This window comes from Pseudomonas canadensis, from assembly GCF_000503215.1.
GTDB classification, from domain to species: Bacteria; Pseudomonadota; Gammaproteobacteria; order Pseudomonadales; family Pseudomonadaceae; genus Aquipseudomonas; species Aquipseudomonas canadensis.
The window spans coordinates 188,350-214,359 of sequence record NZ_KI628540.1; the positions used below are offsets into that span (position 1 = coordinate 188,350).

General features: G+C 61.9%; 23 protein-coding genes. 6 read left to right on the plus strand and 17 right to left on the minus strand.

The window, feature by feature from the left end:
• Positions 1-116: 116 nt before the first annotated feature.
• The 3 genes from U367_RS0128845 to U367_RS0128855 all read left to right on the plus strand — a co-directional run bounded on the left by U367_RS0128845 (position 117) and on the right by U367_RS0128855 (position 2,775).
• Positions 117-887: an APH(3') family aminoglycoside O-phosphotransferase gene (locus tag U367_RS0128845; RefSeq protein WP_028619660.1), complete on the plus strand. Its 771-nt coding sequence runs from the start codon at positions 117-119 to the stop codon at positions 885-887.
• 62 nt (positions 888-949) lie between these two features.
• The gene (locus U367_RS0128850) at positions 950-2,017 is read left to right on the plus strand and encodes an alpha/beta hydrolase family protein (protein WP_028619661.1); all 1,068 of its coding nucleotides are present in this window, start codon (positions 950-952) and stop codon (positions 2,015-2,017) included.
• Between the two features lie 86 nt (positions 2,018-2,103).
• Positions 2,104-2,775 (plus strand): TetR/AcrR family transcriptional regulator, encoded by a 672-nt coding sequence (locus U367_RS0128855; RefSeq protein WP_028619662.1) that lies wholly within the window; start codon positions 2,104-2,106, stop codon positions 2,773-2,775.
• Here U367_RS0128855 and U367_RS0128860 read toward each other — a convergent pair.
• Positions 2,772-4,808, minus strand: a complete 2,037-nt coding sequence (locus tag U367_RS0128860; protein ID WP_028619663.1) for an NADH:flavin oxidoreductase — start codon at positions 4,806-4,808, stop codon at positions 2,772-2,774. The two genes, U367_RS0128855 and U367_RS0128860, sit on opposite strands and share 4 nt — an antisense overlap.
• A gap of 156 nt (positions 4,809-4,964) precedes the next feature.
• Between U367_RS0128860 and U367_RS0128865 the strand changes: the two genes are divergently transcribed.
• Positions 4,965-5,858, plus strand: coding sequence for a glycine betaine ABC transporter substrate-binding protein (locus U367_RS0128865; RefSeq protein ID WP_028619664.1), 894 nt, complete (start codon positions 4,965-4,967; stop codon positions 5,856-5,858).
• Positions 5,859-5,942: 84 nt separating this feature from the next.
• Here the strand turns inward: U367_RS0128865 and U367_RS0128870 are convergent, their stop codons facing one another.
• From U367_RS0128870 to U367_RS0128900, 6 genes are all read right to left on the minus strand, one after another.
• Positions 5,943-6,251 (minus strand): hypothetical protein, encoded by a 309-nt coding sequence (locus U367_RS0128870; protein ID WP_028619665.1) that lies wholly within the window; start codon positions 6,249-6,251, stop codon positions 5,943-5,945.
• Between the two features lie 220 nt (positions 6,252-6,471).
• On the minus strand, positions 6,472-7,533 hold the full coding sequence (locus tag U367_RS0128875; protein ID WP_028619666.1) for an ATP-binding protein: 1,062 nt from the start codon (positions 7,531-7,533) through the stop codon (positions 6,472-6,474).
• Entirely contained in the window at positions 7,530-8,279 is a 750-nt protein-coding gene (locus tag U367_RS0128880) for a response regulator (protein ID WP_028619667.1), read from the minus strand. Before U367_RS0128880 ends, U367_RS0128875 begins: the two co-directional genes overlap by 4 nt.
• Positions 8,280-8,343: 64 nt before the next feature.
• On the minus strand, positions 8,344-9,129 hold the full coding sequence (flgG, locus tag U367_RS0128885) for a flagellar basal-body rod protein FlgG (protein WP_028619668.1): 786 nt from the start codon (positions 9,127-9,129) through the stop codon (positions 8,344-8,346).
• Positions 9,130-9,199: 70 nt separating this feature from the next.
• Positions 9,200-10,357 carry a serine hydrolase domain-containing protein gene (locus tag U367_RS0128890; protein ID WP_028619669.1) on the minus strand — a complete coding sequence of 386 codons (1,158 nt, stop codon included), beginning with the start codon at positions 10,355-10,357 and terminating at the stop codon, positions 9,200-9,202.
• A gap of 110 nt (positions 10,358-10,467) precedes the next feature.
• Positions 10,468-10,923, minus strand: coding sequence for a GNAT family N-acetyltransferase (locus U367_RS0128900; RefSeq protein ID WP_028619670.1), 456 nt, complete (start codon positions 10,921-10,923; stop codon positions 10,468-10,470).
• 259 nt (positions 10,924-11,182) lie between these two features.
• Between U367_RS0128900 and gabP the strand changes: the two genes are divergently transcribed.
• Positions 11,183-12,592, plus strand: a complete 1,410-nt coding sequence (gene gabP / locus U367_RS0128905) for a GABA permease (RefSeq protein ID WP_028619671.1) — start codon at positions 11,183-11,185, stop codon at positions 12,590-12,592.
• Complete coding sequence (gbdR, locus tag U367_RS0128910) at positions 12,589-13,665, plus strand: choline metabolism transcriptional regulator GbdR (protein WP_016978374.1); 1,077 nt, start codon at positions 12,589-12,591, stop codon at positions 13,663-13,665. The genes gabP and gbdR overlap by 4 nt, the downstream gene beginning before the upstream one ends.
• Before the next feature lie 2 nt (positions 13,666-13,667).
• On the opposite strand, the gene U367_RS0128915 is transcribed toward gbdR, so the two are convergent.
• The 10 genes from U367_RS0128915 to U367_RS0128960 form a co-directional block, all read right to left on the minus strand.
• The gene (locus tag U367_RS0128915; RefSeq protein WP_028619672.1) at positions 13,668-15,011 is read right to left on the minus strand and encodes a c-type cytochrome; all 1,344 of its coding nucleotides are present in this window, start codon (positions 15,009-15,011) and stop codon (positions 13,668-13,670) included.
• 16 nt (positions 15,012-15,027) lie between these two features.
• Complete coding sequence (locus U367_RS0128920; RefSeq protein WP_028619673.1) at positions 15,028-17,247, minus strand: xanthine dehydrogenase family protein molybdopterin-binding subunit; 2,220 nt, start codon at positions 17,245-17,247, stop codon at positions 15,028-15,030.
• On the minus strand, positions 17,247-17,702 hold the full coding sequence (locus U367_RS0128925; protein ID WP_028619674.1) for a (2Fe-2S)-binding protein: 456 nt from the start codon (positions 17,700-17,702) through the stop codon (positions 17,247-17,249). Before U367_RS0128925 ends, U367_RS0128920 begins: the two co-directional genes overlap by 1 nt.
• A 151-nt stretch (positions 17,703-17,853) precedes the next feature.
• Positions 17,854-18,609 (minus strand): ABC transporter ATP-binding protein, encoded by a 756-nt coding sequence (locus U367_RS0128930; protein WP_028619675.1) that lies wholly within the window; start codon positions 18,607-18,609, stop codon positions 17,854-17,856.
• Complete coding sequence (locus U367_RS0128935; RefSeq protein ID WP_028619676.1) at positions 18,603-19,631, minus strand: FecCD family ABC transporter permease; 1,029 nt, start codon at positions 19,629-19,631, stop codon at positions 18,603-18,605. The genes U367_RS0128930 and U367_RS0128935 overlap by 7 nt, the downstream gene beginning before the upstream one ends.
• Positions 19,628-20,761 (minus strand): ABC transporter substrate-binding protein, encoded by a 1,134-nt coding sequence (locus U367_RS0128940; protein ID WP_028619677.1) that lies wholly within the window; start codon positions 20,759-20,761, stop codon positions 19,628-19,630. Before U367_RS0128940 ends, U367_RS0128935 begins: the two co-directional genes overlap by 4 nt.
• Positions 20,762-20,781: 20 nt before the next feature.
• Entirely contained in the window at positions 20,782-23,136 is a 2,355-nt protein-coding gene (locus U367_RS0128945; protein WP_028619678.1) for a TonB-dependent receptor, read from the minus strand.
• Positions 23,137-23,238: 102 nt separating this feature from the next.
• Positions 23,239-24,207 (minus strand): FecR domain-containing protein, encoded by a 969-nt coding sequence (locus tag U367_RS0128950; RefSeq protein ID WP_028619679.1) that lies wholly within the window; start codon positions 24,205-24,207, stop codon positions 23,239-23,241.
• The gene (locus U367_RS0128955; RefSeq protein ID WP_028619680.1) at positions 24,208-24,723 is read right to left on the minus strand and encodes a sigma-70 family RNA polymerase sigma factor; all 516 of its coding nucleotides are present in this window, start codon (positions 24,721-24,723) and stop codon (positions 24,208-24,210) included. It lies immediately after the preceding gene.
• Between the two features lie 36 nt (positions 24,724-24,759).
• Positions 24,760-25,932: an MFS transporter gene (locus U367_RS0128960; RefSeq protein WP_028619681.1), complete on the minus strand. Its 1,173-nt coding sequence runs from the start codon at positions 25,930-25,932 to the stop codon at positions 24,760-24,762.
• Positions 25,933-26,010 lie beyond the last annotated feature (78 nt).

Consider the following 26,010-nt stretch of genomic DNA (forward strand, 5'->3'; position numbering starts at 1 on the left):
CATGAGCCGATACCTGAATTCCTGTCTTATCGATGCTGGTGAAGAATGTTGTCTCGCAAGGAAGGGGGGCTGGTAATGACGATGGCTGCTTTTGTTGATAAGAGAGTAAAGCGCTGATGAACTTTCCTTCCCAGTGGTCCCGGCAGTTCGGTGGGGCGACGATCGAGCGTCAAACGGTTGGCGAATCCGGGGCCGAGGTTTTTCGCGTTCGCGGTGCCGGTGCGCAGGACCTGTTCGTTAAGTCCGAGCCTATTGGCGTACACAGCGAGCTGCCGCAAGAGATTGAGCGACTGGGTTGGATGAACGGGCTGAACTTGCCTGGGCCGACAGTGCTTGATGCCACGACGGAACGTGATCGGCATTGGTTGCTGATGACGGCTGTTCCCGGAAAGGATCTGTCCGATTGCGCCAGCGTGTCTCCATCCGAGCTCATCAGCATCCTCGCAACAGCCTTGCGCGCGCTGCATCAGGTGCCTGTTGAGCTATGTCCCTTTGATCACTCGTTGGAGCAGCGCATAGCCATCGCCAGGAGCCGAATGCTTGCTGGCCTCGTTGACGAGGACGATTTTGACGATGATCGAACAGGCCGGACTGCTGCCGAAGCCTTTGCAGAATTGTTGGCGTCACGTCCCAAGGTCCAAGATCTTGCGGTCACCCACGGCGATGCCTGCCTGCCCAACTTCATGATGGAAGGCAGCCGTTTTACCGGCTACATCGACTGCGGTCGGCTCGGTATCAGTGACATCTATCAGGATCTTGCGCTGGCCGCCCGAAGTATTGAGCGTAACTGTGGGGCCGCCTGGGTCGCTCCGTTTTTCAGGGCCTATGGCGTGGAGCCGGATCATCGACGCATAGCGTTCTACTGTTTGCTGGATGAGTTTTATTGACCGCATGACGAGCAGGGGCGCATGCCCCTGTGGCTCGGCCGACAGACAGGGTAGCGATCAGGATGCATAAGAAGGTTGTGATGTTTGGCGTCGCGGGTATCTGCGCAGTGCTGCTGGGCTTGACTGTTTTCGTTCTGCAGAATCTGTCCGATATGGCGTTCAGCAATGCCCGGGTTTCGACGCTGACGTTTCGCTCAGGAGGGGCGCAGTTGGTTGGGACGCTGGCATTGCCTCCCGATGTGCAAGCGGGGCCCATCGTCCTGATCATTCATGGGGATGGGCCCATGGACCGTTTTGCGTCCGACGGCTATTTCCCGCTCATCAACAGTTTGCTCGACGCTGGAATAGGCGTTTTCACGTGGGACAAACAGGGGGTCGGGCAGAGCACGGGGAATTGGCTCAACCAGTCGATGTCGGACCGCGCCACGGAAGCCCTGGCTGCACTTGCCCTGGTGCGTGAGCAAAAGGGCGTTGTAGCCGATAAGGTCGGGTTTCTGGGTTTTTCCCAAGGCGGCTGGGTGATTCCACGCGCCGCCAGTGAAGGAGACCCCGGTTTTTCGGTGATTGTCGGCGCAGCCGTGAACTGGCGCCGACAAGGCATGTACTACACGCGGGTACGAATGGCAGATGAAGGGCGGACCCAGGATGAAATCGACGCAGCCGTGAAGGTCGAATATGCGAAGAACGACCGGGTTTTCGGCGCGTCGGATCAAACCTACAACCCTGACCTTTTTCCCCACATGGACGCGGCCCATTTCAACTTCGTCCAGAAAAACTACAACGAAGATGTGACGGCGGCATTGAAGACCATGAAGGGGCCGGTCTTGGCGATCTGGGGGGCGCTGGACTTGAACGTCGATACTTCCGAGGACTCGCGTCTCTACCGGGATCTATTTGCAGGCATCAGGCAAAGACAAACGGTAGTGATCCCCAACGCAACTCACAGCTTGTTAAGGGCTAGCCTGTTCAATTATCAATTGGTAACGCAGTGGCCCGTATGGAAAGAGTATCTGTTCGCAGGGCTGGGGCGTCATGCTTATGCGCCCGGCTCCCTGGCATTGATCACCCGCTGGATCAAGTCTTCATCCGCAGCCGAGTTGAGTGGCGTTGAGCGCGGTGGCCAAGGGTAAAATGTACGTCGCTGTACACTCTCTGTGCGCTGTCCTGCTTGGGCGTGTAGAGTGACCGGCAATTCCCAGGTAAAGGTGACCCAAGGATGTCGCAACCCGCAAAACCGCGAGGCAAGAACCAGGACACAGGCTGGCGCGGCTCGGTCGATGTGTGGCTGGACGCAGCCTACGCGGCCCTGAAAGAGTCCGGTATCGACGCCGTGCGCGTGATGCCCCTGGCCAAGCAGCTTGGCTTGTCACGCACCAGTTTCTATTGGTTTTTCGAAGATCGGGAGCAACTGCTTGCTGCGTTGTTGACCCGATGGCGCGACAAGAACACCGGCAACCTGGTGCACCAGTGCGACCGCTATGCCGAGAGTATTTCCGAGGCTATTCTCAACGTCTTCGAATGCTGGCTGAACCCGGAGCTGTTCGACTCACAATTCGAATTTGCCGTACGCAGTTGGGCGATGCAATCGGCGGAAGTCGCGGCAGAAATCGCGCAGGCTGACGACACCCGCATCAATGCCCTGACCGGGATGTTCCGACGTTTTGGCTACGATGAAGAGGCGGCTGATGTGCGTGCCCGGACCATCTACCTGACGCAGATCGGCTATATCTCGATGAACACCGCCGAAGAGGTGGTGGTGCGGTTCCGGCGTATTCCCCAGTATGTCAGCGTGTTCACCGGCAAGGCCTTGAAGCGGCGCGAACTGGACCGCTTCTATGGGGCGTTTGGCTATGCCGAAACCACACCGGGGGTGTTTGAGCGTTTTTAAAGGTCCTTGACCAACCGCAACGCATCGTAGATCGCCGCATGGGTGTTGCGTGCGGCCACTGCATCGCCGATCCGGAACAGTTGGAAGCAACCTTCAGGGTTGGTCACGATGTTCTGCGCGTTCCCTGCAATCAAATCCTGCTGCTCAACCGCGCCGCCATTACTGGAATGCTTGCGCAAGTCGAAGTACAGGTCATCCAGGGGAATCGTGCCATGGTTGACCACCACCTGGTCGACTACCCGTTGCTTGTGCACCGCGCCGTAGTCACTGCCAAAGCGGGCGAGCAAGCGACCGTCGCGTTTCTCCACCGACTCGACCCGATAGGTCACGGTAAAGGTCACATCCAGGTCCTGCAGGCTGCGCATGTAGGGCACCAGGTTCATGGCCATGACTTCCGGGGCGAACGCACGGTCCGGGGTGACGATTTCGACGCTGGCGCCACTTTGCGCAATCACCTCGGCGGCTTGCAGCGCGGCATGGTCGCCGGCATCGTCGAAGATCAACACATGGCGCCCCGGTTTGACGTCGCCGGAAATAATGTCCCAGGTCGACACCACCCATTCATTGCCCTGAGCCAGCACCTCTGTGTGCGGCATGCCGCCGGTAGCGACGATCACCACGTCCGGCTCATGGGCCAGCACCGTCTCGGCCTCGGCCCAGGTGTTGAAGTGGAATTTCACGCCAAGGCGTTCGCACTGGGCCATGCGCCAGTCGATGATGCCGATCATCTCGCGACGCCGCTCACTCAGGGCGGTCAGGCGGATTTGCCCGCCGGGCCGGTCCGCCGCTTCCAGTACTGTCACATCATGCCCGCGCTCGCCGGCAACCCTGCCCGCTTCCAGCCCGGCAGGGCCCGTGCCGATGATCAGCACTTTGCGCTTCACCGCTGCCTTGGGAATGTCATGGGGCATGCTGGTTTCACGGCCGGTGGCCGCGTTGTGGATACAGTAGGCGGCGCCGCCCTGGTAGATGCGGTCCAGGCAGTAGTTGGCGCCGACGCAGGGGCGAATGTCTTCTTCACGGCGCTCGATGATCTTGCGCACGATATGCGGGTCGGTCATATGAGCGCGGGTCATGCCGACCATGTCCACCTTGCCCGACGCAATGGCGTAGCGTGCGGTGGCGACGTCCGGGATTTTCGCCGCATGGAAGGTGGGGAAGCCGGTGGACGCACGGATTTCGCCGGCGAAATCCAGGTGCGGCGAGTTGCGCATGCCCTGGATCGGAATCACGTCGGTCAGCCCTGCATCGGTATCGATATGCCCACGTACCACGTTGAGAAAGTCCACCAGCCCACTGTCCTTGAGCATGTGCGAAACCTGCAGGCCTTCGCTGGCGGTGAATCCACCCGGCACGGTTTCGTCGCCGGTGTAGCGCACGCCTAGCAGGAATTCTTCACCGACGCGCTGGCGAATGCCGCGCAGGACGTCGAAGGTAAAGCGCATGCGGTTTTCCAACGAACCACCGTAAGGGCCGTCCAGCTCGTTGGTCAGCGGTGACCAGAACTGATCCATCAAATGGCCGTAGGCTTGCAGTTCCAGGCCATCCAACCCGGCGGCTTTCATGCGCTCGGCGGCGTCGACGTAGTCCTTGATGATCCGCTCGATGTCCCAGTCTTCCATCTTCTTCGGGAAGGAGCGGTGTGACGCTTCACGACGGTGTGACGGCGAGACCACGGGCAGCCAGTCGGCCTTGTCCCAGCGTGTGCGTCGGCCCAGGTGCGTCAGCTGGATCATCACTGCGGCGCCGTGTTCGTGGCACTCATCGGTCAGGTCTTTCAACCAGCCGACCACTTCATCTTTGTACGCCAGCACATTATTGAACACCGGCGGGCTGTCCCGCGATACGGCGGCGGAGCCTGCAGTCATGGTCAAGGCCACGCCGGCCTTGGCGCGTTCGACGTGGTAGGCGCGGTACAACGCCTGCGGCATGCCGTCCACCGGATAGGCCGGTTCGTGGGCCGTGGTCATGATGCGATTGCGCAGGGTCAGGTGCTTGATTTTGTAGGGCTGCAGCAGGGGATCGCTGGACATTATTCGGTGCTCCGTAGTGGGCATCATCAGGCTCGGCGATCTGAAACTAGGATAAATGTACATGGGTGTCAATAATGCTCTACAGGCATGTACATTTTTATTGCGATGCGCTGCAGTCGTCGCTAAGATCGGCCTAATCCCTTAGGAGAACGTCTGATGAATGCTCGTGTGCACTATCGGAAAAAAGCCTGTGCCTACCTGCTAGGCCTCGCGCTGGGCGCCAGTGCGGCGGTGACCCACGCAGAGGAGATACCACCGGTCCGCATCGGTTGGGTGAACTGGTCCGACACGGAAATCACCGTCAAGCTCGCCAGTACGGCCTTGCAGGAACATCTCAAGCAACCGGTCAAGCTGGTGATGGCCGACATCGGCATCCAGTTCCAGGCGCTGGCCAACGGCAATATCGACCTGATCCCGATGGTCTGGCTGCCCAGCACTCACAAGGCGTTCTACGACAAGTACAAGGACCGGCTTGAAGACCTTGGCGTGCTGTATGAAGGGCGAATCGGCATGGCTGTACCCACTTCGGTGCCGGTGGCGGAAGTCTCCAGCGTGGAAGACCTGAACAAACCCGGGATCCGCGAGAAGTTCGACGGCAAGATCTTTACCTCCGAAGTCGGCAACGGCCAGTACAAGCTCACCGTCAAGGCGATTGAGGATTACAAGCTGAGGGGCTACAAACTGGTGGGGTCTTCGGAAAGCGGCATGCTCAACGAGCTGGACCGCAACCTCAAGCGCGACAAGTGGTCATTGGTCAACGCCTGGAGCCCGCATTGGATGTTCTCCAAATGGTCGCTGCGCTATCTGGATGATCCCAAGCAGGTTTTCGGCGGCGCGGAGCAGATCCACGCCATGGCCCGTAAAGGCTTCAGCCAGCAACACCCCGAGGTGGCGTACTTCTTTGCGCATTTCTCCGTCCCTCAGGCCGACCTCGAAGCGCTGATGATGCAGGCGCGGGAGAGTACGGCAGACAAGGCGGTGGCGGCGTATTACGCGGCGAACAAGGTGCGTTTTGAGGGGATGTTCAATCCGGGATTGGTTTCCCGGTAGGCATAGCCTTCTGCTCAAGGTTTCCGAGCAATTGTGGTGAGCGGGCTTGTTGTGGTGAGCGGGGCAAGCCCGTTCACCACGATATCAGGCATATGAATAGCCGCCACGCGCTGCGCGCAGCGAATCGCGAACGGCATCGGTGCGCAACTGAAGTGTCATCTGCGCCTCGTCGATCACGATTTCTGCGACGATCAACACGCAGATCAGCGGCGCGGTCACGAACCAATGGCACCAGCATTGCGTCGCCAGTGACACGAAAACGCCGATGATCCACAGCGCCAGCACCCACTTTGGCGCGCGCTGTTGCAGCGGCACCCAGAACCTTTGCAGTCGTTTCAGGCGGGCCGTGTGCAGTCGCAGCGACTCTTCGAGGAGTGATAGGGAAGGGCTCATGTTCACACTCGTTAAGATATCCGGGCACGGCTGGGGACGGGATGCCCCAGCCACGACAGGTTGATACGTTCAACTTCTATCCAATGCCCGTTTCGAGGCGTTGCAACGCAGCTTTTGAACGCAATGCAAACATGCTCGGCGTTCAATAAGACAAAGCATCGATAGCGTTGGTTTTTTTTGAACATCATGGACAAGATGCACATGGCGGGGCCTGGTTTACTCAAAGGTTCCAGCTGAGTTCAAACAGCGTTCCGCCGTTTTCCATTTTTCGACACGTCACCGCGCCGCCGTGGGCAATGGCAATCGCACGCACCACCGCCAGGCCCAAGCCACTGCCACCCTGGGCGCGTGAGCGAGAGTTTTCGCCGCGTTGAAAGGCTTCGAAAAGGTGCGTTGCAAAGTCCTCATCAATGCCTGGGCCGTCGTCGCGTACCCTCAGGTAATGAACGCCATCACGCGTGCTCAGGTGCACGTTGACGTTGCCCGGTGTCGCGTGCCGACGCACGTTGTCCAGCAGGGCCAGCAAGGCCTGGCGGATACGCGCGGGATCGCAGCGCAGAATGCGGCGTTGCAGGTCCAGTTGCAGGGTAAAACCAGCAGCGGCCAGGCTCGGTTCGAACAGCCGCACATCGTCCTCAACCCCTGCGGCGAGGTCGGCCTCTTGCACGTTGACTTCGAGGTAGCCGCTGTCACCCAGACCCACCACGCGCAGGTCCTCGATCATCCGCGCCAGCCCTTCGACCTGCCCGAGCAGGCTGTAGAACTGCGCTGTGTCCGGCTCGAATACGCCCTCGGCCAAACCTTGCAGGCGCCCCCGCAAGATGGTCAGCGGCGTGCGCAGTTCGTGGGCAATCGCCGCGTTCCAGAACGCCTGCTCCTGCGCCATGCGTTTCAAACGTTGGGCCATGCTGTTGAAGTCATTCACCAAAATAGCCGCCTCACCGATGGACTCGTCGCCGGCCACGGCTTGCACATCGAGGTCGCCGTCCGCCAGTTTGCGCAGGTTTTCGGCCACCGAGTTCAAGGGCATCAGGATGCGACGGGATAACTTGGTGGCCACGAGTGCGCCCACCGCCAGGCTGACGCAGGTGGTCAAGCCCATCCACGCCCATTCGGCATTGGCCGGCATCCATTCATCGACCTGCTCGTCCGTAAGTGGCCAGTAGGTCCAGAGCAGGGCGTAGAACACATAGGAGCCGATCACCGCCAAGGCGATCACGCACAGCACCACGACCGACATGGACAAGATGATCTGGCGGCTCAAGCCATTGAATAGTTTCACGCGCCACTCCCGAACCGATAACCCACCCCGCGAATGCTCGCCGGCACGCCTTGCAGCCCGAGGTCTTCGATCTTGCGGCGCAACTTACTGATATGGCTGTCGACCGTGCGTTCCAGGCTGTCGCTCTCCGGCGAGCACAGCGACAACAATTCTGCGCGGCTGAACACGCGTTTCGGCGCTCGGGCCAACTGCGCCAGCAATCTGAACTCGGTGACGGTCAGCAGCAGCGGCAACGTGGTGCCTTCGATGTTCACCGTGACCTGATGGCTTTCGATATCGATTTCAAACCCATCCACGCGCAACACGCTGGCGCCGACACCGGATTTGTAGTTGACGGAGCGCCGCAGAACCGCCTGGGTACGTGCCACCACCTCGGCCGGGTTGAATGGCTTGACGATGTAGTCATCGGCACCGATACGCAAACCCATCAACTTGTCCATGTCCTGGTCCTGCGCGGTCAGCATGATCACTGGAGTGTTGCCGCGATGGCGCACTTCGGCCAGGACTTGCCAGCCATCGACATGGGGCATCAGCACATCCAGCAGCATCAGGTCTGGCTTGAGGCTCAGGTGCAGTTCCAGCGCGTGCCGGCCATCAAGGGCGTGGGCGGTGCGAAAGCCGCTGCGCTTGAGATAGGCGATCAGGATATCCGCAATCTCGGGCTCGTCTTCCGCGATCAGCACCAAGGCCTGGTTCTCTCGGATGCTGTTGGGCCGGGATGTTGATGCGACGGGGTAATCGTTCATAGTCTGCTCGGTGAATAGGCCTTGTCGTGATTGCCGCTCCATGGCCCACGCTGTCATGTGTTGATCATAGCTTCTGGGTGAGTGCGCCCAACATCTGGTTGGCGGTGGCCATCACTTTGGAATTCATCTCATAGGCCCGTTGCGTGGTGATCATGTTGACCATCTCTTCAACCGTGCTCACGTTCGAAGTCTCCAGGGAGCGTTGCAACGTGGTGCCAAAGCCGTTGAGCCCCGGCATGCCGACTTGGGGCGCTCCACTGGACGCGGTTTCCAGGAACAGGTTGTTGCCGATTGCCTGCAAACCCGCCGGGTTGATGAAGTCGGCGGTCTGCAGGTTGCCGATGACTTGCGTCGCGGGGTTGCCGGCCACAGTGATGGACACCGTGCCGTCCTGGCCGACGGTGAAGGTCTTGGCGTTGTCCGGCACCACAACGGCCGGCTCCAGGGCGAACCCGCTGGCGGTGACCACCTGGCCATTGGCGTTCAGATGAAAGGTGCCGTCACGGGTATAGCCGAGGGTGCCGTCCGGTTGCAGCACCTGGAAAAACCCCCGGCCATTCACGGCCAGGTCCAGCGGTTGCCCGGTGGTCTGCAGGCTGCCGGCGCTGAAGTTCTTCTGGGTGCCGACGATCTGCACGCCGGTGCCGAGTTGCAGGCCCGACGGAAACGCACTGTCTTGCGTCGATTGCGCGCCCGGCTGGCGCTTGATTTGATAGAGCAAATCCTGGAACTCGGCACGATCGCGTTTGAAACCGGTGGTCGAGACGTTCGCCAGGTTATTGGAAATGGTCGTCAGCTGGGTGTCCTGGGCCGACAAGCCGGTTTTTGCGACGTACAGGGCTGGAATCATTGGGCTCTCCGCGTGACCCGTTCGATGGGGCACTGTGATGAACCTGATTGTGCACAGCCAACGTGCGCATTCATGGGAGGTTTTGTGGAGGAATGATGGAGAGGGACGTTTTTTTCCGGCCATGCTCATTTAGGCCAGGCTCGATCAAACCCGCCACGTCACGCCCGATGACTTCCGGGTAGCTGTGCTCGGCATCCAGGTTGGTCAGTACCACCACCGTCAGCCTGTCGTCGAGGTAGCGCGAGATAGACGAGGTAAAGCCTTGCCAGGAGCCGCCGTGCTCGACCACGGGGTGCCCGTTGATCGTGCGAATTTCCCAACCGAAACCATAGCCTTGCGCACGCTGTTTGCCGGCGTAGGGGTAGGGCGTCCACATTTTTCTCAATGAGGCTTTTTTCAGCAGAGTTTCATCGTAAAGGGCACGGTCCCAGCGCTCCAGGTCGCGCACGCTGAAGTAGAGCGTGCCGTCTGCGGTGGCGTTGAACGTCGGCGAGACCCATTCCTGGTTCCTCAACACACCGTCCACCTTTTCGTAACCCGAGACACGGTTGGGCACAAGGTCGAGGTCTGAGATGACGCGCGACGAGGTCATGCCCAACGGTGTGAAAATACGTTGCTGGAGAAACTCGCCATAGGGCTGCCCGCTGACGCGATGGATCAGGATGCCGAGCAATACGAAGTTGGTGTTTTCGTACGCCCAGCCTTCGCCCGCCTTGAAGTTGATCGGCAGTTTGGCAATGGCCACCGTCAGTTGGGCGTCGGTAAAGTCCTGGCGGATATCCAGCGGTGCGCCGGGTTTTTGCAGCGCAGGCGTGTCATAGGCCGACAGCCCGGACGTGTGGGACAGCAGGTTGGCTACTGTAATTGGCGCCCAACTGGCCGGCGCTTCGGGAAAATACTGCCGGATGCTGTCATCCAGGCCAACCCTGCCTTGTTCCACCAGCATCATGACGGCCGTTGCGGTAAAGGACTTGCCCACCGAGCCGGATTGCAAAACGCTGTCCGCGCTCATGGGCACGTTGAGTTCCACATTCGCCAGTCCATAGCCTTTGGCGAATACGGTGTGGCCGTTTCGATACACACCGAGGGCAAGCCCCGGCAACTGCTGTCGGGCCATTTGCGAGGTTACATAACGGTCGATGGCCGAAAGCTGTTCTGCCGTGAGCGGCGTTGCAATCGCCGTGGGCGCCGACATCAGCAGGAGGCTAGTCGCAAGAATTCGGAGCATGGAGACCTCTAAAACGTTATCGCTGTTTTGGGAGGCGCCAGTGTGCACAAGGGGGGTGGAGTTTTACGGGAGGTTCGATGGAGAGGGCGTGGAGCCGATGGGGAACGCAATCACAGGGGGTGGATGAATTTCACATACACCTGCTCAGCGTCGTGGTCGTCCAGGTTGTCGATCTGCCCGCTCGGCGCGAATCCAGCCTTTGCAAACAGCGCCTGGGCTGCGGTGTTTGACGCATTGGTCGAAGCAAACAGCTTGGGCGTCTTGCATGCCGCCTGCGCCGCCGCCAGCAACCGCAGCGCCACACCTTGACGCTGATGCGCCGGCGACACGACGACCAGCGCCACAAAGCCATGATCGAAAAAGTCATGGGTCAGCACCAGGTAACCGGCGCATCGGCCAGCGGTGTCGACGGCAACCAGGCATTGTTGGCGAACCACGGCATCATGGATGAACACGCGGCGATGGGTGTGGGCGGTTGCGTAGGTGTCCAGTTGGATCAGGGCACGCACGTCGTCGGGTGTGGCTTGGCGAATGGGATCTTTCGCGTAGTTGCTGTCGTTAGGCATTGCAAGCGTCCTGCCAATGTTGGAGTACTGCTTTGACAGAGCCTACTCCATGGGTTGCTGACCTGGAAACACCATTCCTTTCCAACGTTGCCTTCTGGTTTTTGCCCAGCCTAATGTCGATATCAGACCAACTCCCGCCGCTCCCAGGCTATTTTTGATGAACTCAGGCCGCGTAAGGTGACCCATCATTAAGAAATGATGATCGCCTGACTCTTCAGTCAGTACACCTTGACGTCGATCACCGAGAACAACAAAAACAATGAATAGCCTGAATTCCAACGATTCCAACGGCCAGTTGGCGCAAGGCTTCAAGCCGCGTCATGTGACCATGCTTTCCATTGCAGGCATTATCGGCGCGGGGTTGTTTGTCGGTTCCGGGCATGCGATTGCGGCGGCGGGGCCGGCGGTGCTGCTGGCTTATCTGTTCTCTGGCACGCTGGTGGTGCTGGTCATGCGCATGCTCGGGGAGATGGCGGTGGCCAACCCCGATACCGGGTCTTTCTCGACCTATGCCGACCAGGCCATCGGGCGCTGGGCCGGCTTCACCATCGGTTGGTTGTACTGGTGGTTCTGGGTGCTGGTGATCCCCATCGAGGCCCTGGCCGCCGGGCATATTCTCAACCAGTGGTTCCCGCAGATCGACGCTTGGCTGTTTGCCTTGTTGTCGATCTTTTTGTTGGTGGTCACCAATCTGTTCAGCGTGTCCAAGTACGGCGAGTTCGAGTTCTGGTTCGCCATGGCCAAGGTGATCGCGATCATCGGCTTCATCGGCTTGGGCTTTGCGGTGCTGATGGGTTGGATTCCCGAGCGCGAGGTCAGTGGGTTGAGCCGGTTGATGGAGGAACACGGCGGTTTCGCGCCCAACGGACTGTCGGCGGTGGTTGGGGCCTTTATCACCATCATGTTCAGTTTTATCGGCACCGAGGCGGTCACCATCGCGGCGGCTGAGTCCAGTAACCCGGCGCAGAACATCGCCCGGGCCACGCGCTCGGTGATGTGGCGCATTGGTGTGTTCTACCTGTTGTCGATCTTCGTGGTGATTTCCGTAGTGCCGTGGAATGACCCGTTACTCGCCTCGGTAGGCTCCTATCAGCGCGCCCTGGAGCTGATGAACATTCCCCACGCCAAGCTGCTGGTTGATGGGGTGGTGTTGATCGCTGTGGCCAGTTGCATGAACTCCTCCATCTACATTGCCTCGCGCATGCTGTTTTCCCTGGGCAAGCGCGGGGATGCCCCCACGTTGATGAAGAAGACCTCGGCGGCCAGCGTGCCGAGGGCCGCGGTGATTGCCAGCACCATCCTGGGCGCAGGCGTGACCCTGTTCAGTTACTTCGCGCCGGCCGGGTTGTTCCAGTTTCTGCTGGCCAGTTCGGGCGCCATTGCCTTGCTGGTGTACCTGGTGATCGCCGTGTCGCAGTTGCGCATGCGCAAGATCCTGCGACAGCGCAACGTCACGCTGACTTTCCAGATGTGGCTGTTTCCCTGGCTGACCTGGCTGGTCATTGCGTTCATCTGTGCCGCATTGACGGTGATGCTGGTCACGCCTGAACACCGTTTTGAAGTGTCATCGACCATCGGCCTGGCCCTGATGATTTCCCTGGTCGGCTTGCTCACCGCGCGGCAGCCCGAACGCACGCAAAAACCAGTGGCCGCAGCCTCACCGCCATGAGTGGCCGCCCCGTAAGCAGCATCGTGTTCTTGCTGCTGGACCAGTTCACCCTGATGTCACTGGCCTCGGCGGTCGAGCCCTTGCGCATGGCCAACCAGCTCTCGGGCCAGGAACTCTACAAATGGCACACCGCGAGCCCGGACGGCAATCCCGTGTGGGCCAGTGACGGCGTGCCCATCACGCCGGACGGTTCGATTCTCAGCGTGCCGTCCGCCGACATTGTGATTGTCTGCGGTGGCATCGGCATCCAGGGCACCGTGACGGGTGAGCTGGTCAAGTGGTTGCGCAGCCAGGCGCGTTACGCCAAGCGACTGGGCGGTATCTGTACCGGTAGCTTTGTGTTGGCGCGCGCCGGTTTGCTGGATGGCTATGAATGCAGCGTGCACTGGGAATGGTTGGCGGCCATGCAGGAGGCGTTTCCACGGGTGACGGTCAGTTCCAGCCTGTTCAGCCTCGACCGCGACCGTCTCACCAGCTCGGGCGGCACGGCGCCTCTGGACATGATGTTGCACCTGATCGGCCGTGATCACGGGCATGAGCTGTCGGCGGCCATCTCCGACATGTTTGTGTACGAGCGCATCCGCAACGAGCAGGACCATCAGCGCGTGCCACTCAAGCACATGCTCGGCACCCAGCAGCCCAAGCTGCAGGAAATCGTCGCGTTGATGGAGGCCAACCTGGAGGAACCGATCAACCTGGATGAGCTGGCTGCGTATGTCGCGTTGTCGCGTCGCCAGCTTGAGCGCATGTTCCAGAAATACCTGCACTGTTCGCCATCGCGCTACTACCTCAGGCTGCGGCTGATCCGGGCGCGGCAGTTGCTCAAGCAGACGCCCATTTCCATCGTGGAACTGGCCGTGCTCTGCGGCTTTGTGTCCACGCCGCACTTCTCCAAGTGCTACCGCGAATACTTCGGTGTGCCGCCCAGCGACGAGCGCTCCGTCACCGACAGCGAGCGATCCATCGTGCTCAAGCCGGTGATGCATGCGTTGCCTACGCCCGCGCCCATGAACGTATTGGAGCAGGCGCGGGGAGAGGCAACGTTTGCCAGCGTGAAAAACCTGAAGCCCTGAACTCAGCGCATGTGCAGGATGATCGGGCTGCTGCTCGCCGGATCAGTGTGCCCGCGCAACTTGCCCACCGCGTTGGCATCCACCGTGCCACCGTTATTGCCCCAGGTGCTGCGCACGTAAGTCAGTACATCGGCGATTTCCGCGTCGGACAATTGCTCACGGAAGGCCGGCATACGGTAGGCATCCGGCACGCCGGCCGCTACCACGCGTTGCGAGCCGTTGAGGGTGATGTTGATCGCCGAGGCGCTTTCTTTCGCCAGTGCTGACGTGGCGCCGGCCAGGGGCGGCATCCACTCGGGCTGGCCCTTGCCGTCGAGACCATGGCAAGAGGCGCAACGGGTGGCGTAAGTGTGGGCGCCGGGGGCGTCTTGAACCGCCGCCACCGCCTGATACTGCCAGGGTGCGCCGTCGCGCTGCGGGTCGCCGGGCAATGACTTGAGATAGCGGGCGATGGCCGCCAGGTCCTCGTCCTGCATGAACTGCGTGGAGTTGTTGAAAGCCTCGGTCATCGAACCGTAGACCACCGCATGGGCGTTGCGTCCGGTCTTGAGGAACTGCACGATCTGCGGCTCAGTCCAGCGGCCCAATCCGGTGTTGGGGTCCTGGCGCAGACTCGGCGCATACCAGCCGTCGAGCAGCGCGCCGGCAAGGAACGGTGCGCCGGATTCATCCAGGGCTTTTTCATTGAAGGCCAGGCCGCGGGGCGTGTGGCAACTGCCGCAGTGGCCGGGGCCTTGGACGATGTAGGCACCACGGTTCCACAGGGCGTCCTGATTGGGCTTGGCCGCGTAAGTCGCGGTGGGCGCGAACACGCCGTTCCACAGGGCGATGGGCCAGCGCATGTTCAGCGGCCAGGGAATATCACTGGGAATGTTCGGTTGGTTGGCCGGTTTTATGCCCTGCATGAAAAACGCGTACAGCGCTTTGATGTCGTCATCGCTGAGTTTCACGTAGGACGGGTAGGGCATGGCCGGGTACAACCGGCGGCCACCCGGTGCCACACCATGGCGCACCGCACGGTCGAAATCGGCCAGGCTGTAAGTGCCGATGCCTGTCTGTTTGTCCGGTGTGATGTTGGTGGCGTGGATCGCTCCCAGCGGTGTAGCCATTTCCAGGCCCCCGGCGAACGGCGCCTTGCCCGCCAGACTGTGGCAGGCCACGCAATCGCTGAGGCGGGCGACATACTCGCCACGGCTGACCAAGGCGGGCTCGAAGCGGGCTCCGGCCTGTTCCTGTTCGAACGGCGTAGCCGGTTCACGGGTGACGTACCAGGCCAGCAGGCCTGCGGCGACCAGGCAGGGCAGCGCCAGCCAGCCTGCGGTTCTTGCGAATCGACGGTTGTTCATGGGCGTTTCCTGAAGGTCAGCTAAAAGTGTGTCGGCTCAAGGGCAGGCTGCGCACGCGCTGGCCTGTCAATTGCGCCACCGCGTTGGCCACGGCCGGAGCCACGGCGGGCAACGGCGGCTCGCCGATACCGCCCATCTTTTCGCCACTCTCGACTATCCGTACATGCACCCGTGCCATCTGCGCGGGCCCCAGGATCGGATACAAGTCGTAGTTGCGCGCCCGTGGCTTGCCGTCCACGTACACCGCTTCCTCCAGCAAGGTCTGGGACAAGCCCAACGCCACGGCGCCATTGACCTGGGCCTCGACAATCGCCGGGTTGACGATGCTGCCGGGGTCGATGGCTTGCCAGATATCGTGCACCTTGACCTTGCCGTTCTCGATGGACACCTCAGCGATCGCCGCCGTGTGGGAACCGAATGGCGAGGCCATGGCCACGCCACGTGCGCGTCGAGTGCCATCCTCGGCAGTGAAGGGGCCGCGCTTCCAGCCACCGGACAGTTCACCCGCCGCTTGCAGCAAGGTGGTCAGCCGTGGGTTGTCGCGCAGCAGGTGCAGGCGCAGCTCATAGGGATCATGCCCGCCCTTGTCCGCCAGCTCATCCAGGAACGACTCGTAGAAAAAGTCGTTGAGCGAATTGCCCACCGAGCGCCAGTAACCGAGCATGGGCGCGCCTTTGACATAGATCTGCGCGATGCGTTTGTTGGGGATGGCGTAGGACTTGCCCGATAACCCTTCAACCGCCGTGGGGTCGATTTTATCGCCCTGTTTGCCAGCGAGGGCTTCGGTCGGGCCTTCGGTCGCACTGACGGCTTCAATGGCGACCGGCAAGCCTTTGTCATCCAGCGCGGCGCGGAACTTGACCACTGCCACTGGGCGCAGCACATCGCGCAAGAATTCTTCTTCGCGACTCCAGATCAGCTTGACCGGACGGCCCACCGCCTTGGCCAATGCAATGGCCTGCGGGTAGGGGTTGGCCGAGTCATACAGGAAGTGCCGGCCGAAAAAGCCACCGAGCAGCGGCGAGTGCAGGTTGATTTGCGCAGGGTCGAGGCCGGTGCGCTTGGCGATGTCGGCGCGGAACATGTCCGGCGCCTGGTTGGGCAGCCAGATGTCCAGGCTGCCATCCGGGTTGAAGCGCGCCAGGGCTGACGGCGGCTCCAGTTGGCCGTGGTTGAGGTATTGGTTGTGATACGTCGCCTCGAGCTGGGTCTTGCCACCTTTCAGCGCGGCGGCGACGTCTCCTTCGTTCTCGTCGTCGCGGACCGGGCCTTGCTGGGCAGCGAGAAAGTCGAAGTGCTTGTCGCTGGAAAAGTCCGCTGGCATGACGCGCAATGTCGAGTCGGCGGCCGCTTCCTGCCAGTCGACCTGGATCGCTTCAACCGCACGCTTGGCGTGCCACCAACGTTCAGCCACCACCGCCACCGCGCCAGGCAACACGTGCACCGAATGTACGCCTTTCATGCCTTCGACCTGAGGCTGGTTGCGCAGGCTGCCGACGGTCATGCCCAGGCGTGGCGCATGTTGTACCGCCGCGTGGAGCATGTCATCGACTTTCAGGTCGATGCTGTAGAGCGCCTTGCCGGTGGATTTGTCGTAAGCATCCAGGCGCTTGACCGGCTTGCCGATCCAGCGGAACTGGCTCGGGTCGCGCAGGGTGATGCTGGCGGGATCTGGTACGGGCATGTCGAGCGCGCTGCTGGCCAGTTCGCCATAACCCAGCGAACGTCCGGACGCCGCATGCACCACGCGGCCGGGCTGGGTGGTCAGTTCGCCAACCGGCACGCCCAATTGTTTAGCGCCAGCCTGCAGCAGCATCGCCCGGGCCAGGGCACCAAGGCGACGCATGGTCGGGTAGCTCATGCGCACCGACATGCTGCCGCCGGTGATGCGCATACCGTTCTCCATCACCACATAGGCCTCGCCGGGCGGGGCGGCTTCGACGATGAAAGTGGCGGGGTCGGCATCCAGTTCTTCGCCGACGATCTGCGCCATGGCGGTGTGGGTGCCTTGTCCGCCTTCCATGAACGGGCTGAGCAGGCGCACTGTGCCGTCGGGGCGAATCTCCAGGAACGCCGGCACCTGGGTGCCGCGTTCAGCGGCGGTGGCGGCTTGCACCCGGCCCGAGCCCAGTGGCAGGCCAAAACCAATGACCAGTGCACCCACGGCCGTGCTCGCCAGAAAACGGCGGCGCGACAGGTTGACCGGTGCATCCAGCAGTTCGTTGAGGATGCTCATCAAGCGCCCTCCTGTTTGGCCAGGGCGTCGACGGCCGCGTGTATGGCGTTATAGGTGCCGCAGCGGCACAGGTTGATCATCGCCGCCTCGATCTGCGCCTTGCTGGGCGCGGGGGTGTGCTTGAGCAGCGCAGTGGCCGCCATCACCTGCCCGGACTGGCAATAGCCGCATTGCGCGACCTGATGCTCGACCCAGGTCGCGACCACACGCTTGCCCACTTCATCGCTTTCAATTGCCTCGATGGTGGTGATCTCACGCCCGACCAAGGCGGCCACTGGCGTGACACAGGAGCGCACCACATTGCCATCCACCAGCACCGAACAGGCGCCGCACTGGGCCAGGCCGCAGCCGTACTTGGTGCCGGTCAGGCCCAGGTCATCGCGGATCACCCACAGCAATGGCGTGTCCGCGTCGGCATCGACCTGATAGGCCTTTTGGTTGATTCGTAATTCCATGGCTCACCTGCTGATCAACGGTAGGTGCGGCCTTTTTGATAGTCAATGCACTGGCCGCTTATCGACGAACTCTAGACCAGTGCACAAGGGCTATCTATCCGTTAGTCGATAAGTCGGAGGATCAGGCAAGTATTCAAGAGAAATGGGCCAGTCAGACGATGTCGTCGATCAAAATGTGAGGCTGGCCCCGACTGCATCGCTCGATGCGCGCCTCGACCTTGTACACCTCGCGCAGCATCCGCGCATTGATCACCTGATGGCACGGCCCGCTTCCCTGGGCGGTGCCGTCGGCGATCACCAGCACCTGGTCGGCAAAACGCAGCGCCTGGTTGAGGTCATGCAGGGCGATAAACACGATCACCTGGCGCTTGCGTGCCAGGGCCTGCATGAAGTTCAGCACCTGCACCTGCCGATGCATGTCGAGGGCACTGGTGGGCTCGTCCATCAGCAGCACGTCGGGTTCGCGTACCAGCGTCTGGGCGATGGACACTAACTGTTGCTGGCCGCCACTGAGTTCGCCGAGGTTGCGCATGGACAATCCGGTGATGCCCAGGGCTGCCAGCATTTCCTCGACCAGTGCCAGTTCGTCATCCTGCACGGCCCAGGCGGGGGACAGTTGCTTGCGTGCCAGCAACACCGATTCGTACACGGTCAACCGCGCACTGGCATTCAGGCCCTGGGGCATGTAGCTGATGGCTTGGGAGCCCTTTGTCGAACCTTGGAGGATCACCTGGCCCGGCCCGTCGATCAACCCGGCGATGCGCTTGAACAAGGTGGACTTGCCCGCCGCGTTGGGCCCGACCACCGCCACCACCTGGCCGCCGACAAAGCGGGCCGTGGACACGCCGCTGATGATGCTGCGTTGGCCGTAGCTGGCGCCGAGATCCTGCAACTGAATGCTTACCATGAGTTTTTCTTCCCGCTCAGGATCAGGGAGATAAAGAACGGCACGCCGATCAGTGAGGTGACCACACCAATCGGGAAAATCGCACCGGGGATCAGGGTTTTGCTGACCACCGAACTGGCCGACAGAATCAACGCGCCGGTGAGCAGCGAGGCGGGCAGGAAGAAGCGTTGGTCTTCGCCAATCAGCATGCGGGCGATGTGCGGGCCGACCAAGCCGATAAAGCCGATGGTGCCGACAAAGGCCACCGGGAACGAGGCGAGCAGGCTGACCATGATCAGCGTCTGGAAACGCAGGCTGCGCACGTTGATACCGAAACTGGCGGCCTTGTCGTCGCCCAGGCGCAGGGCGGTCAGGGCCCAGGCACGTTTGGCGAAGATCGGCAGGGTGATCAGGATCACCAGGCAGATCACGCCCAACTTAGGCCAGGTGGCCTTGGTCAGGCTGCCCATGGTCCAGAACACCACGGCCGCCACGGCTTGCTCGGTGGCGAAAAACTGCACCAGCGCCAACAGCGCGTTGAAGGTAAAGACCAGGGCAATGCCGAGCAGCACGATGGTTTCGGCGGTGACGCCACGGCGCAGGCTCAGGAAGTGGATCAGCAGTGCGCACAGCATCGCCATGATGAACGCGTTGACCGGCACCATGTACTGCGCCGCCAGCGGAAACAGTGCCACGCCAAAGGCCAATCCCATGGCCGCGCCAAAGCTGGCGGCGGCGGAAAGCCCCAGGGTGAACGGGCTGGCCAACGGGTTGTTGAGGATCGTCTGCATCTGCGCCCCGGCCAGGGATAACGCCGCGCCGACCGCCACAGCCATCAGCGCGACCGGCAGGCGGATATCCCACATCACCACGCGCACCTGGGGCGCCGCGCTGTCCGGCGACAGCAGGGCGCCGAGCACTTCACTGAGGCTGTAGCGCGCCGGGCCGAGGGCCAAATCCAGCAACACACTGCACAGCAACAGCAGGGTCAGGATGGCCAGGATCAGGCGTTTGCGCAGCACCAGTTGACGGTAGGCGGTCATGGCTTGAGGCTCACGAAGTAACCAGGCGCGTAGGGCACCGGCAGGAATCGTTCATGCAACTCGCGAAACGCGGCTTCCGGGTCGAGGTCGGCAAACAGCGTCGGGTGAAACCATTTGGCCAATTGCTGGATCGCCACGAACTGATACGGGCTGTTGTAGAACTGATGCCAGATCGCGTGGAAGGCCTGGGTCTGCTGGGCCTTGATCCCGGCGTAGGCCGGGCGTTGGGTGTACCACGCCAGCTTATGCCGGGCTTGGTCCATGTCTGCGCCAGGGCCGACGCCGACCCAATGGCCGCCCGGCGCGAAAGCCTCCCAGTTGGCGCTGGTGACGACCACCTGGTCCGGATTGGCCACGATCACCTGCTCAGGATTCAGTTGCCCGAAAGTGCTGGGGATGATGGTTTTGGCGATGTTGTTACCGCCGGCCATCTCGACAAAAAGCCCGAAGTTCTCATCGCCGAAACTCAGGCAACAATCGTCGGTGTAGCCGCCGATGCGCTCGATGAACACGTCGGGGCGCTTGGGCTGCTGCGCGGCAATCACCTCGGTCACACGGCGGATCTGCTGGTTGCGGAACGTGATAAACGCCTCGGCCCGGTCTTCTTTGCCGAACAACTGGCCGAACAGGCGCATGGTCGGTTCGGTATTAGTCATGGGCTGGTTGCGAAAGTCCACGTACACCACCGGAATGCTCAGGGCGTCGAGCTTCTCGATGTAGCGCGCGTCATCGGTGGCGTGTTGCGCCTCGATATTGAGGATGATCACGTCGGGCCGCAGGGAAATCGCTTGTTCGATGTCGAAGGTGCCGTCTTCAAAACCGCCGAAGGTGGGGATGTTGGCGATCTCGGGGAATTTGCGCAGGTAGGCGTTGTAGGTGTCCGGGTCGGACTGGATCAGGTCCTTGCGCCAGCCGACGATGCGCTCGATGGGGTTTTGCGTATCCAGCGCCGCCACCAGGTACAACTGGCGGCCTTCGCCCAGAATCACCCGCTGCACCGGCAGATTGACCTTGACCTGGCGCCCGAGCAAATCGGTGACGGTGGTGGGCGCCGCCAGCGCAGGCGTGCCCAGCAACCCGGTGAACAACAGCGCCGCCAAAACGTGGCCGCATCGAACAATCGAACGCATCATGTGAGCCCTTGCAGGTATCAGAAGTCGACCGTGGCCGACAGGAGGAGGGTGCGTGGCGAACCCTGGGAAAACGCGCCGTAGGAGGCCACACCGGACCAGTATTCGCGGTCGAACAGGTTCTGCACCGTGGCGCGGAAGGTGGTCGGACGCTCGGCGATGCGCGTGCTGTAGCGCGCGCCGACATCGAAGCGGGTCCAGGCATCCAGCTGTTGGGTGTTGGCCTGGTTGACGTACTGGCTGGCGGTATAGATCGCGCCGCTGGTCAACGTCAGCCCTTCGACCCACGGGGTGTCCCATTCGGCCCAGAGGTTGGCTTGCACTTCGGGCACGCCCACCGGGGTGTTGCCCTGGTTGGCGGCGATGCTGGTTTTGGTGAGCTGTGCATCCAGCAGGGTCACGCCACCGAGCAGGCGCGTGCCTGGGGCGACTTCGCCAAACAGGCTCAGTTCCAGGCCGCGATTGCGTTGTTCGCCTTGCACCGAGAAGCGTCCCAGGGCCAGTTCACCCGTGGGTTTCTGGATCTGGAACAGCGCCAGCGTCGACATGAAGGTGCCGTAATCGAGCTTCACCCCGACTTCATGCTGCCTGGAAACGTAAGGCGCGAAGATCTCCCCAGCGTTGGCCGCATTGGACGGTGCCACATCGCCCTTGCTCAGGCCCTCGAGGTAGTTGTAGTAGAACGCCACATGCTCCCAGGGCTTGACCACCGCGCCGAACAGCGGCGTGGTCTTGCTCGCGTCGTAGGCCGTGGTCACGGCACCGGCGGCGTTGTAGTTATGGGACTGGATGTTCTGTTTGCGCAAGCCCACGGTGACCTGCACGCGTTGGTCGAGTATCGACAGGGTGTCAGCAATGGCCGCGCCGGATAACTCGGTGGCGGAGACTTTCGGCGCGTCCGGCTTGGCGATGGAGGGTTTGGGGCGCTCGACCGGGTGGTAGATATTCGACAGCACCGGCGCGCCGGAGATTATCCCGCGTGACAGCTCATCGCGATAGCGGGTGACTTGCAGGGTACCGCTGTGGCTGATCGGCCCCGTGTCGAAGCGCAGGCGCGCACCGGCATCCACCGTGTAGCGCTGCACTTCGAAGCGGTAATAACCGGGGATCGATGAGGTGTCGCCGGCCGTGTTGACAATGCTTGGCGTCTGGTCGGACAGGCGCGCCACCGCCGATTTGCCGCCACCGGCATGGGCAAACACCGTCAAGTTGTCGGTGAGGTCGTACTCGCCACTGAGCAGGGCGGATTTGTCCCGGGTGCGCGACCAGCCCCAGTCCTGGCTGACGTTGGTACGGCCATTGGCGGCGTCGGGAATCTTTACGCCGGAGGCGATCAGGAACGGTCGGGACGCGGCGTCGAAGGTTTCTTCCTGGGAAATCAGGTCCAGGCTGGTCCGCAGGCTGTCGCCCTGGTAATCCAGGGACAGCGCACCGATGCCGACTTCACGGGATTGCTTGTCGATCACCGTGTCGCCTTGTTGCACGCCGCCGTTGAGACGCATACCAAAGCGGCGTTCCCCGCCAAAACGGCGGCTGATGTCGATCCGGTTACCGACGTGCGCATCCTGGGCATAGCTGGCGGTGTAGCGGGTCAGGTCTTCCTCGAGCGAGCGCTTGGGCACCACGTTGATCACTCCGCCCACCGCGCTGTTGGGTGACATGCCGTAGAGCAGCGCGCCGGGGCCTTTCACCACTTCGATACGTTCGGCGTATTCGGTGAACACCCGGTAGTTGGAGGCCACGCCGTACACGCCGTCGAACGCCAATTCGCCGAGGTTGCCTTCGCCCACCGGAAACCCACGGATGAAAAACGAGTCGACAATGCCGCCGGTCTGCCCGGTGGAACGCACCGAGGAGTCGCGTTCCAGCAGATCGCCCACGGTGGTGGCTTGCTGGTCCTTGATCAACGAGGCGGTGTAGGTGCTGACGCTGAACGGTGCGTCCATCACATCCGCATTACCGAGCATGCCCAGTCGCCCGCCGACGGCCACTTGGCCGCCTGAATACAACGGTGGCAGGCTATTGGCGCGTAGCTCGACGCCACTGACCGTGGTGTCCGAGAGGGTGACTTGGCGCTGCACCAGCGTGTAGGTGCCGTCGCTGCGCAACACCATGTCCAGGCCGCTGCCGGCCAACAGGCGGGTGACGGCTTCCTGGGTTGAGTAAGTACCGGACAGCCCAGGGCTGGTCAGGCCTTCGGTGAGGGCCGGGACAAACGACAGGGCGATGCCCGCGTCCACGGCAAAGCTCGACAGCGTGGCGCCGAGCGGGCCTGGCGCGATCTGGTAGGCACGGACCGCGACCGCATCCAACTGCGCGGCCATGGCGGCGCTGGCCAGGGCCAGGCTGAGCAGCGCGCTGCGAATCACAAGTATCAAAGGGAGCCCTGTGGACGAGAGGAAAAGGGGGGTTCCTGTGTGTGCCAGTCGAGATCGGAAAAAGTATCACCCGAGCGGTGTTTTATTTTTCGCGCCCGCTCAGGCGGGCGACAGGGTGACCCAATAGCCGTTCAAGTGGCCGCTGACGAGCACTGGGTAGGTCTGCACCAGCATGTTCAAGGTGCGTTGGGTATCGCTGATGGGGAAGGCGCCGGAAATGCGCAGCTCGGCAATCGTCGGGTCATAGCGCACGAAGCCTCGGCGATAGCGGGTCAGCTCGGCGACGAAATCCGCCAGGCGCATCTTGTCGGCCATCAGCATGCCTTGGGTCCAGGCCCCAACATTGCGGTCGGTGGGGGTGAGCGAGCCAAAGGTCTGCGCGGAAAAATCCATGCGTTGCCCGGCGTTGACCACCAACGGCGCCACCTGGCGGTTGTCGGCCAGCATTACTTTGACGGCGCCTTCGAGCACGGCCAGGTGGGTACGTGAGTTCAATTCGCGCACGGTAAAACGCGTGCCCAGGGCTTGCATGCGGCCCTGGCCGGTGCTGACAAGGAACGGGCGGGATGCATCCTGGGCGGTCTGCACCAGGATTTCACCTTCGCGCAAGTGCACTAGGCGTTGCTGGCTGTCGAACAGCACGTCGATGGCGGAGTCGGTATTGAGGGTGATGCGCGAGCCGTCGGCCAGGACCCATTCGCGACGCTCGCCCACGCGGGTGCGGTAGTCGGCGGTCCACTGCTGGGTGTGCGCCAGTTTCCAACTGCCCCAGCCGACCGGCATCATCGCCAGCAGCAGGGCCAGCTTGCCCAGGGCTGCACGGCGTTCCGGGTGGCTCGGCCGATCCAGTGCCGACATGGCCAGGGCCGGCGGCAGGCCGTCCAACTTGCTTTGCAGCAACTGCGCACGGGCCCAGGCGCGATCACGCTCGGGGCTGCTGGCTTTCCAGCGCTCCCATTCGGCGCGTTCGTGGTCGCTGAGGCCGCCTTCGCTCAAGCGCATCAGCCACTCGGCGGCTTCTTCGAGGACTTCGGGGGCTAACGGGGGTTGCTTGCGCAGGCTGAGCACTTATTCCACCAGCATCAGGCACTGCACAAAAGCCTGTTTCATGTAGCGTTTGACGGTGATCAGCGATACGCCCAGTTGCTCGGCGATGTCCTGGTATTTGAGGCCGTTGAGTTGCGACAGCAGGAACGCCCGCTTGGCCAGTGACGGCAGGGCGTCGAGCATCGCGTCGATCTCGTGCAGGGTCTCCAGCACCACAAAATGCGCTTCCGGCGAAGGCACTTCATGGGGCGGCACGCTGGCGAGCGCCTCCAGGTAAGCGCGTTCCAACGCCTTGCGCTGATACCAGTTGACCAGGATGCCCTTGGCCACACAGCTCAGGTACGCCCGTGGCTGGTCGATCACCGTGACCTGGGAGGCGAGGATGCGCGTGAAGGTGTCCTGGGCCAGGTCGGCCGCGTCCATGGCGTTGCCGAGTTTGCGCTTGAGCGTGGCGTACAGCCAACCGTGATGGCCGCTGTATAGGGCCTCGATCGCGCGCAGGTGCTGCTGGTTATCGGCGGTAAGGATTTCGCTCATGGCGCGGATCCGTGCAATTGAGAAGTATTCCCAATGCTAAGGGACAACCCTGTGGGAACGCAACGCGAGAATCGCAACCCAGGCCAACGCGTACGCCAGGCACACGAACAGGTAGGTGTACGCCAGGCCATACACCTGGCTGAGCAACCCGCCGAGGCAGATGCCGGCAATCGAGGCGAACTGCGCGGTGCCTTGGGCGAGGCCCAGCACATGGCCCTGACGGGAGCTATCGACGGTCTTGGAGATCAGCGCCGTCAGCACCGGGGTGGTCGCGCCCAACAGCACGCCCCAGATGAAGTAGGTGCACACAAACACCACAGGTTCGCGGGTGACCCCGGCCAGGCCGGTGAGGGCAATGCAACCGAGCACCACGTAAGCGATGCGCCGTAGCGTGTCGGCTTGCGTACGGCCCTCGAAATGCCGCGACCAAGCCGTGGCCGACAGGATAAACCCCAGCGCCAGCAAGCCGTAGCACAGGCCCACCACCGCGTTGCTCACGGCGAAGGTGCTGCTCACATAAAGCGAGAACGAAGTCTGCGGCAGCATTCGCGCGAGCAGCAGAATGCCCATCACGCTCAGCAGCGGCAGTAACGCAGACCCTTGCCACACACCACCCTTGTCAGCGGACGCGGTTTTCTTGACCGGCGCAACATCCGGCAAAGTCACCGCCGCCACCAGCGTGCACACCGCGCAGAGTGCGGCGGCGCTGAGGTTGATCCAGAAGAACGTCGCATGGTCGAGGATCAAGCCGCCCACCACCGCGCCCAGCAATGAGCCGACATTGGTGGAAATCTGCAAAAGCGCAAACAGCCGCGCCCGCCGCGAATGCGCCTCTATGCTCACCCCATACGCCTGCGCCGGGGCGATGTACCCGGCGCATGCACCCTGCAGGAAGCGCAGGATCAGGATGGTCCAAAGGTCGCTGAACAGCGCGAGTCCCAGTTGGGTCAAGGTGAGCCCGACCAGTGCGCGGATCATCATCAGCTTGTGGCCGTAGCGATCACCGATACGGCCCCAGAACGCACTGGTCAGCAGGATGCCAAGCATCGGCCCCACGTACACCGCGATGCTGGCGAAGCTGAACAGGGTGTCGGAATCGGTCAGCCCGCGCAGGTGCAAGGGCCAGAATGGGCCGCTCATTTCCATGGCGCCCATCGACACAAGTTGGATCGTGAACAGCAGGTAAATCAGGACACGGGTGGTTGGCATGAGTCGGTCTCGGTAAAAAAACGTGCGGGACGCTGATACTTTTTCCCGCGTCGGCTGGCATCAGGGGTAATGCTCATT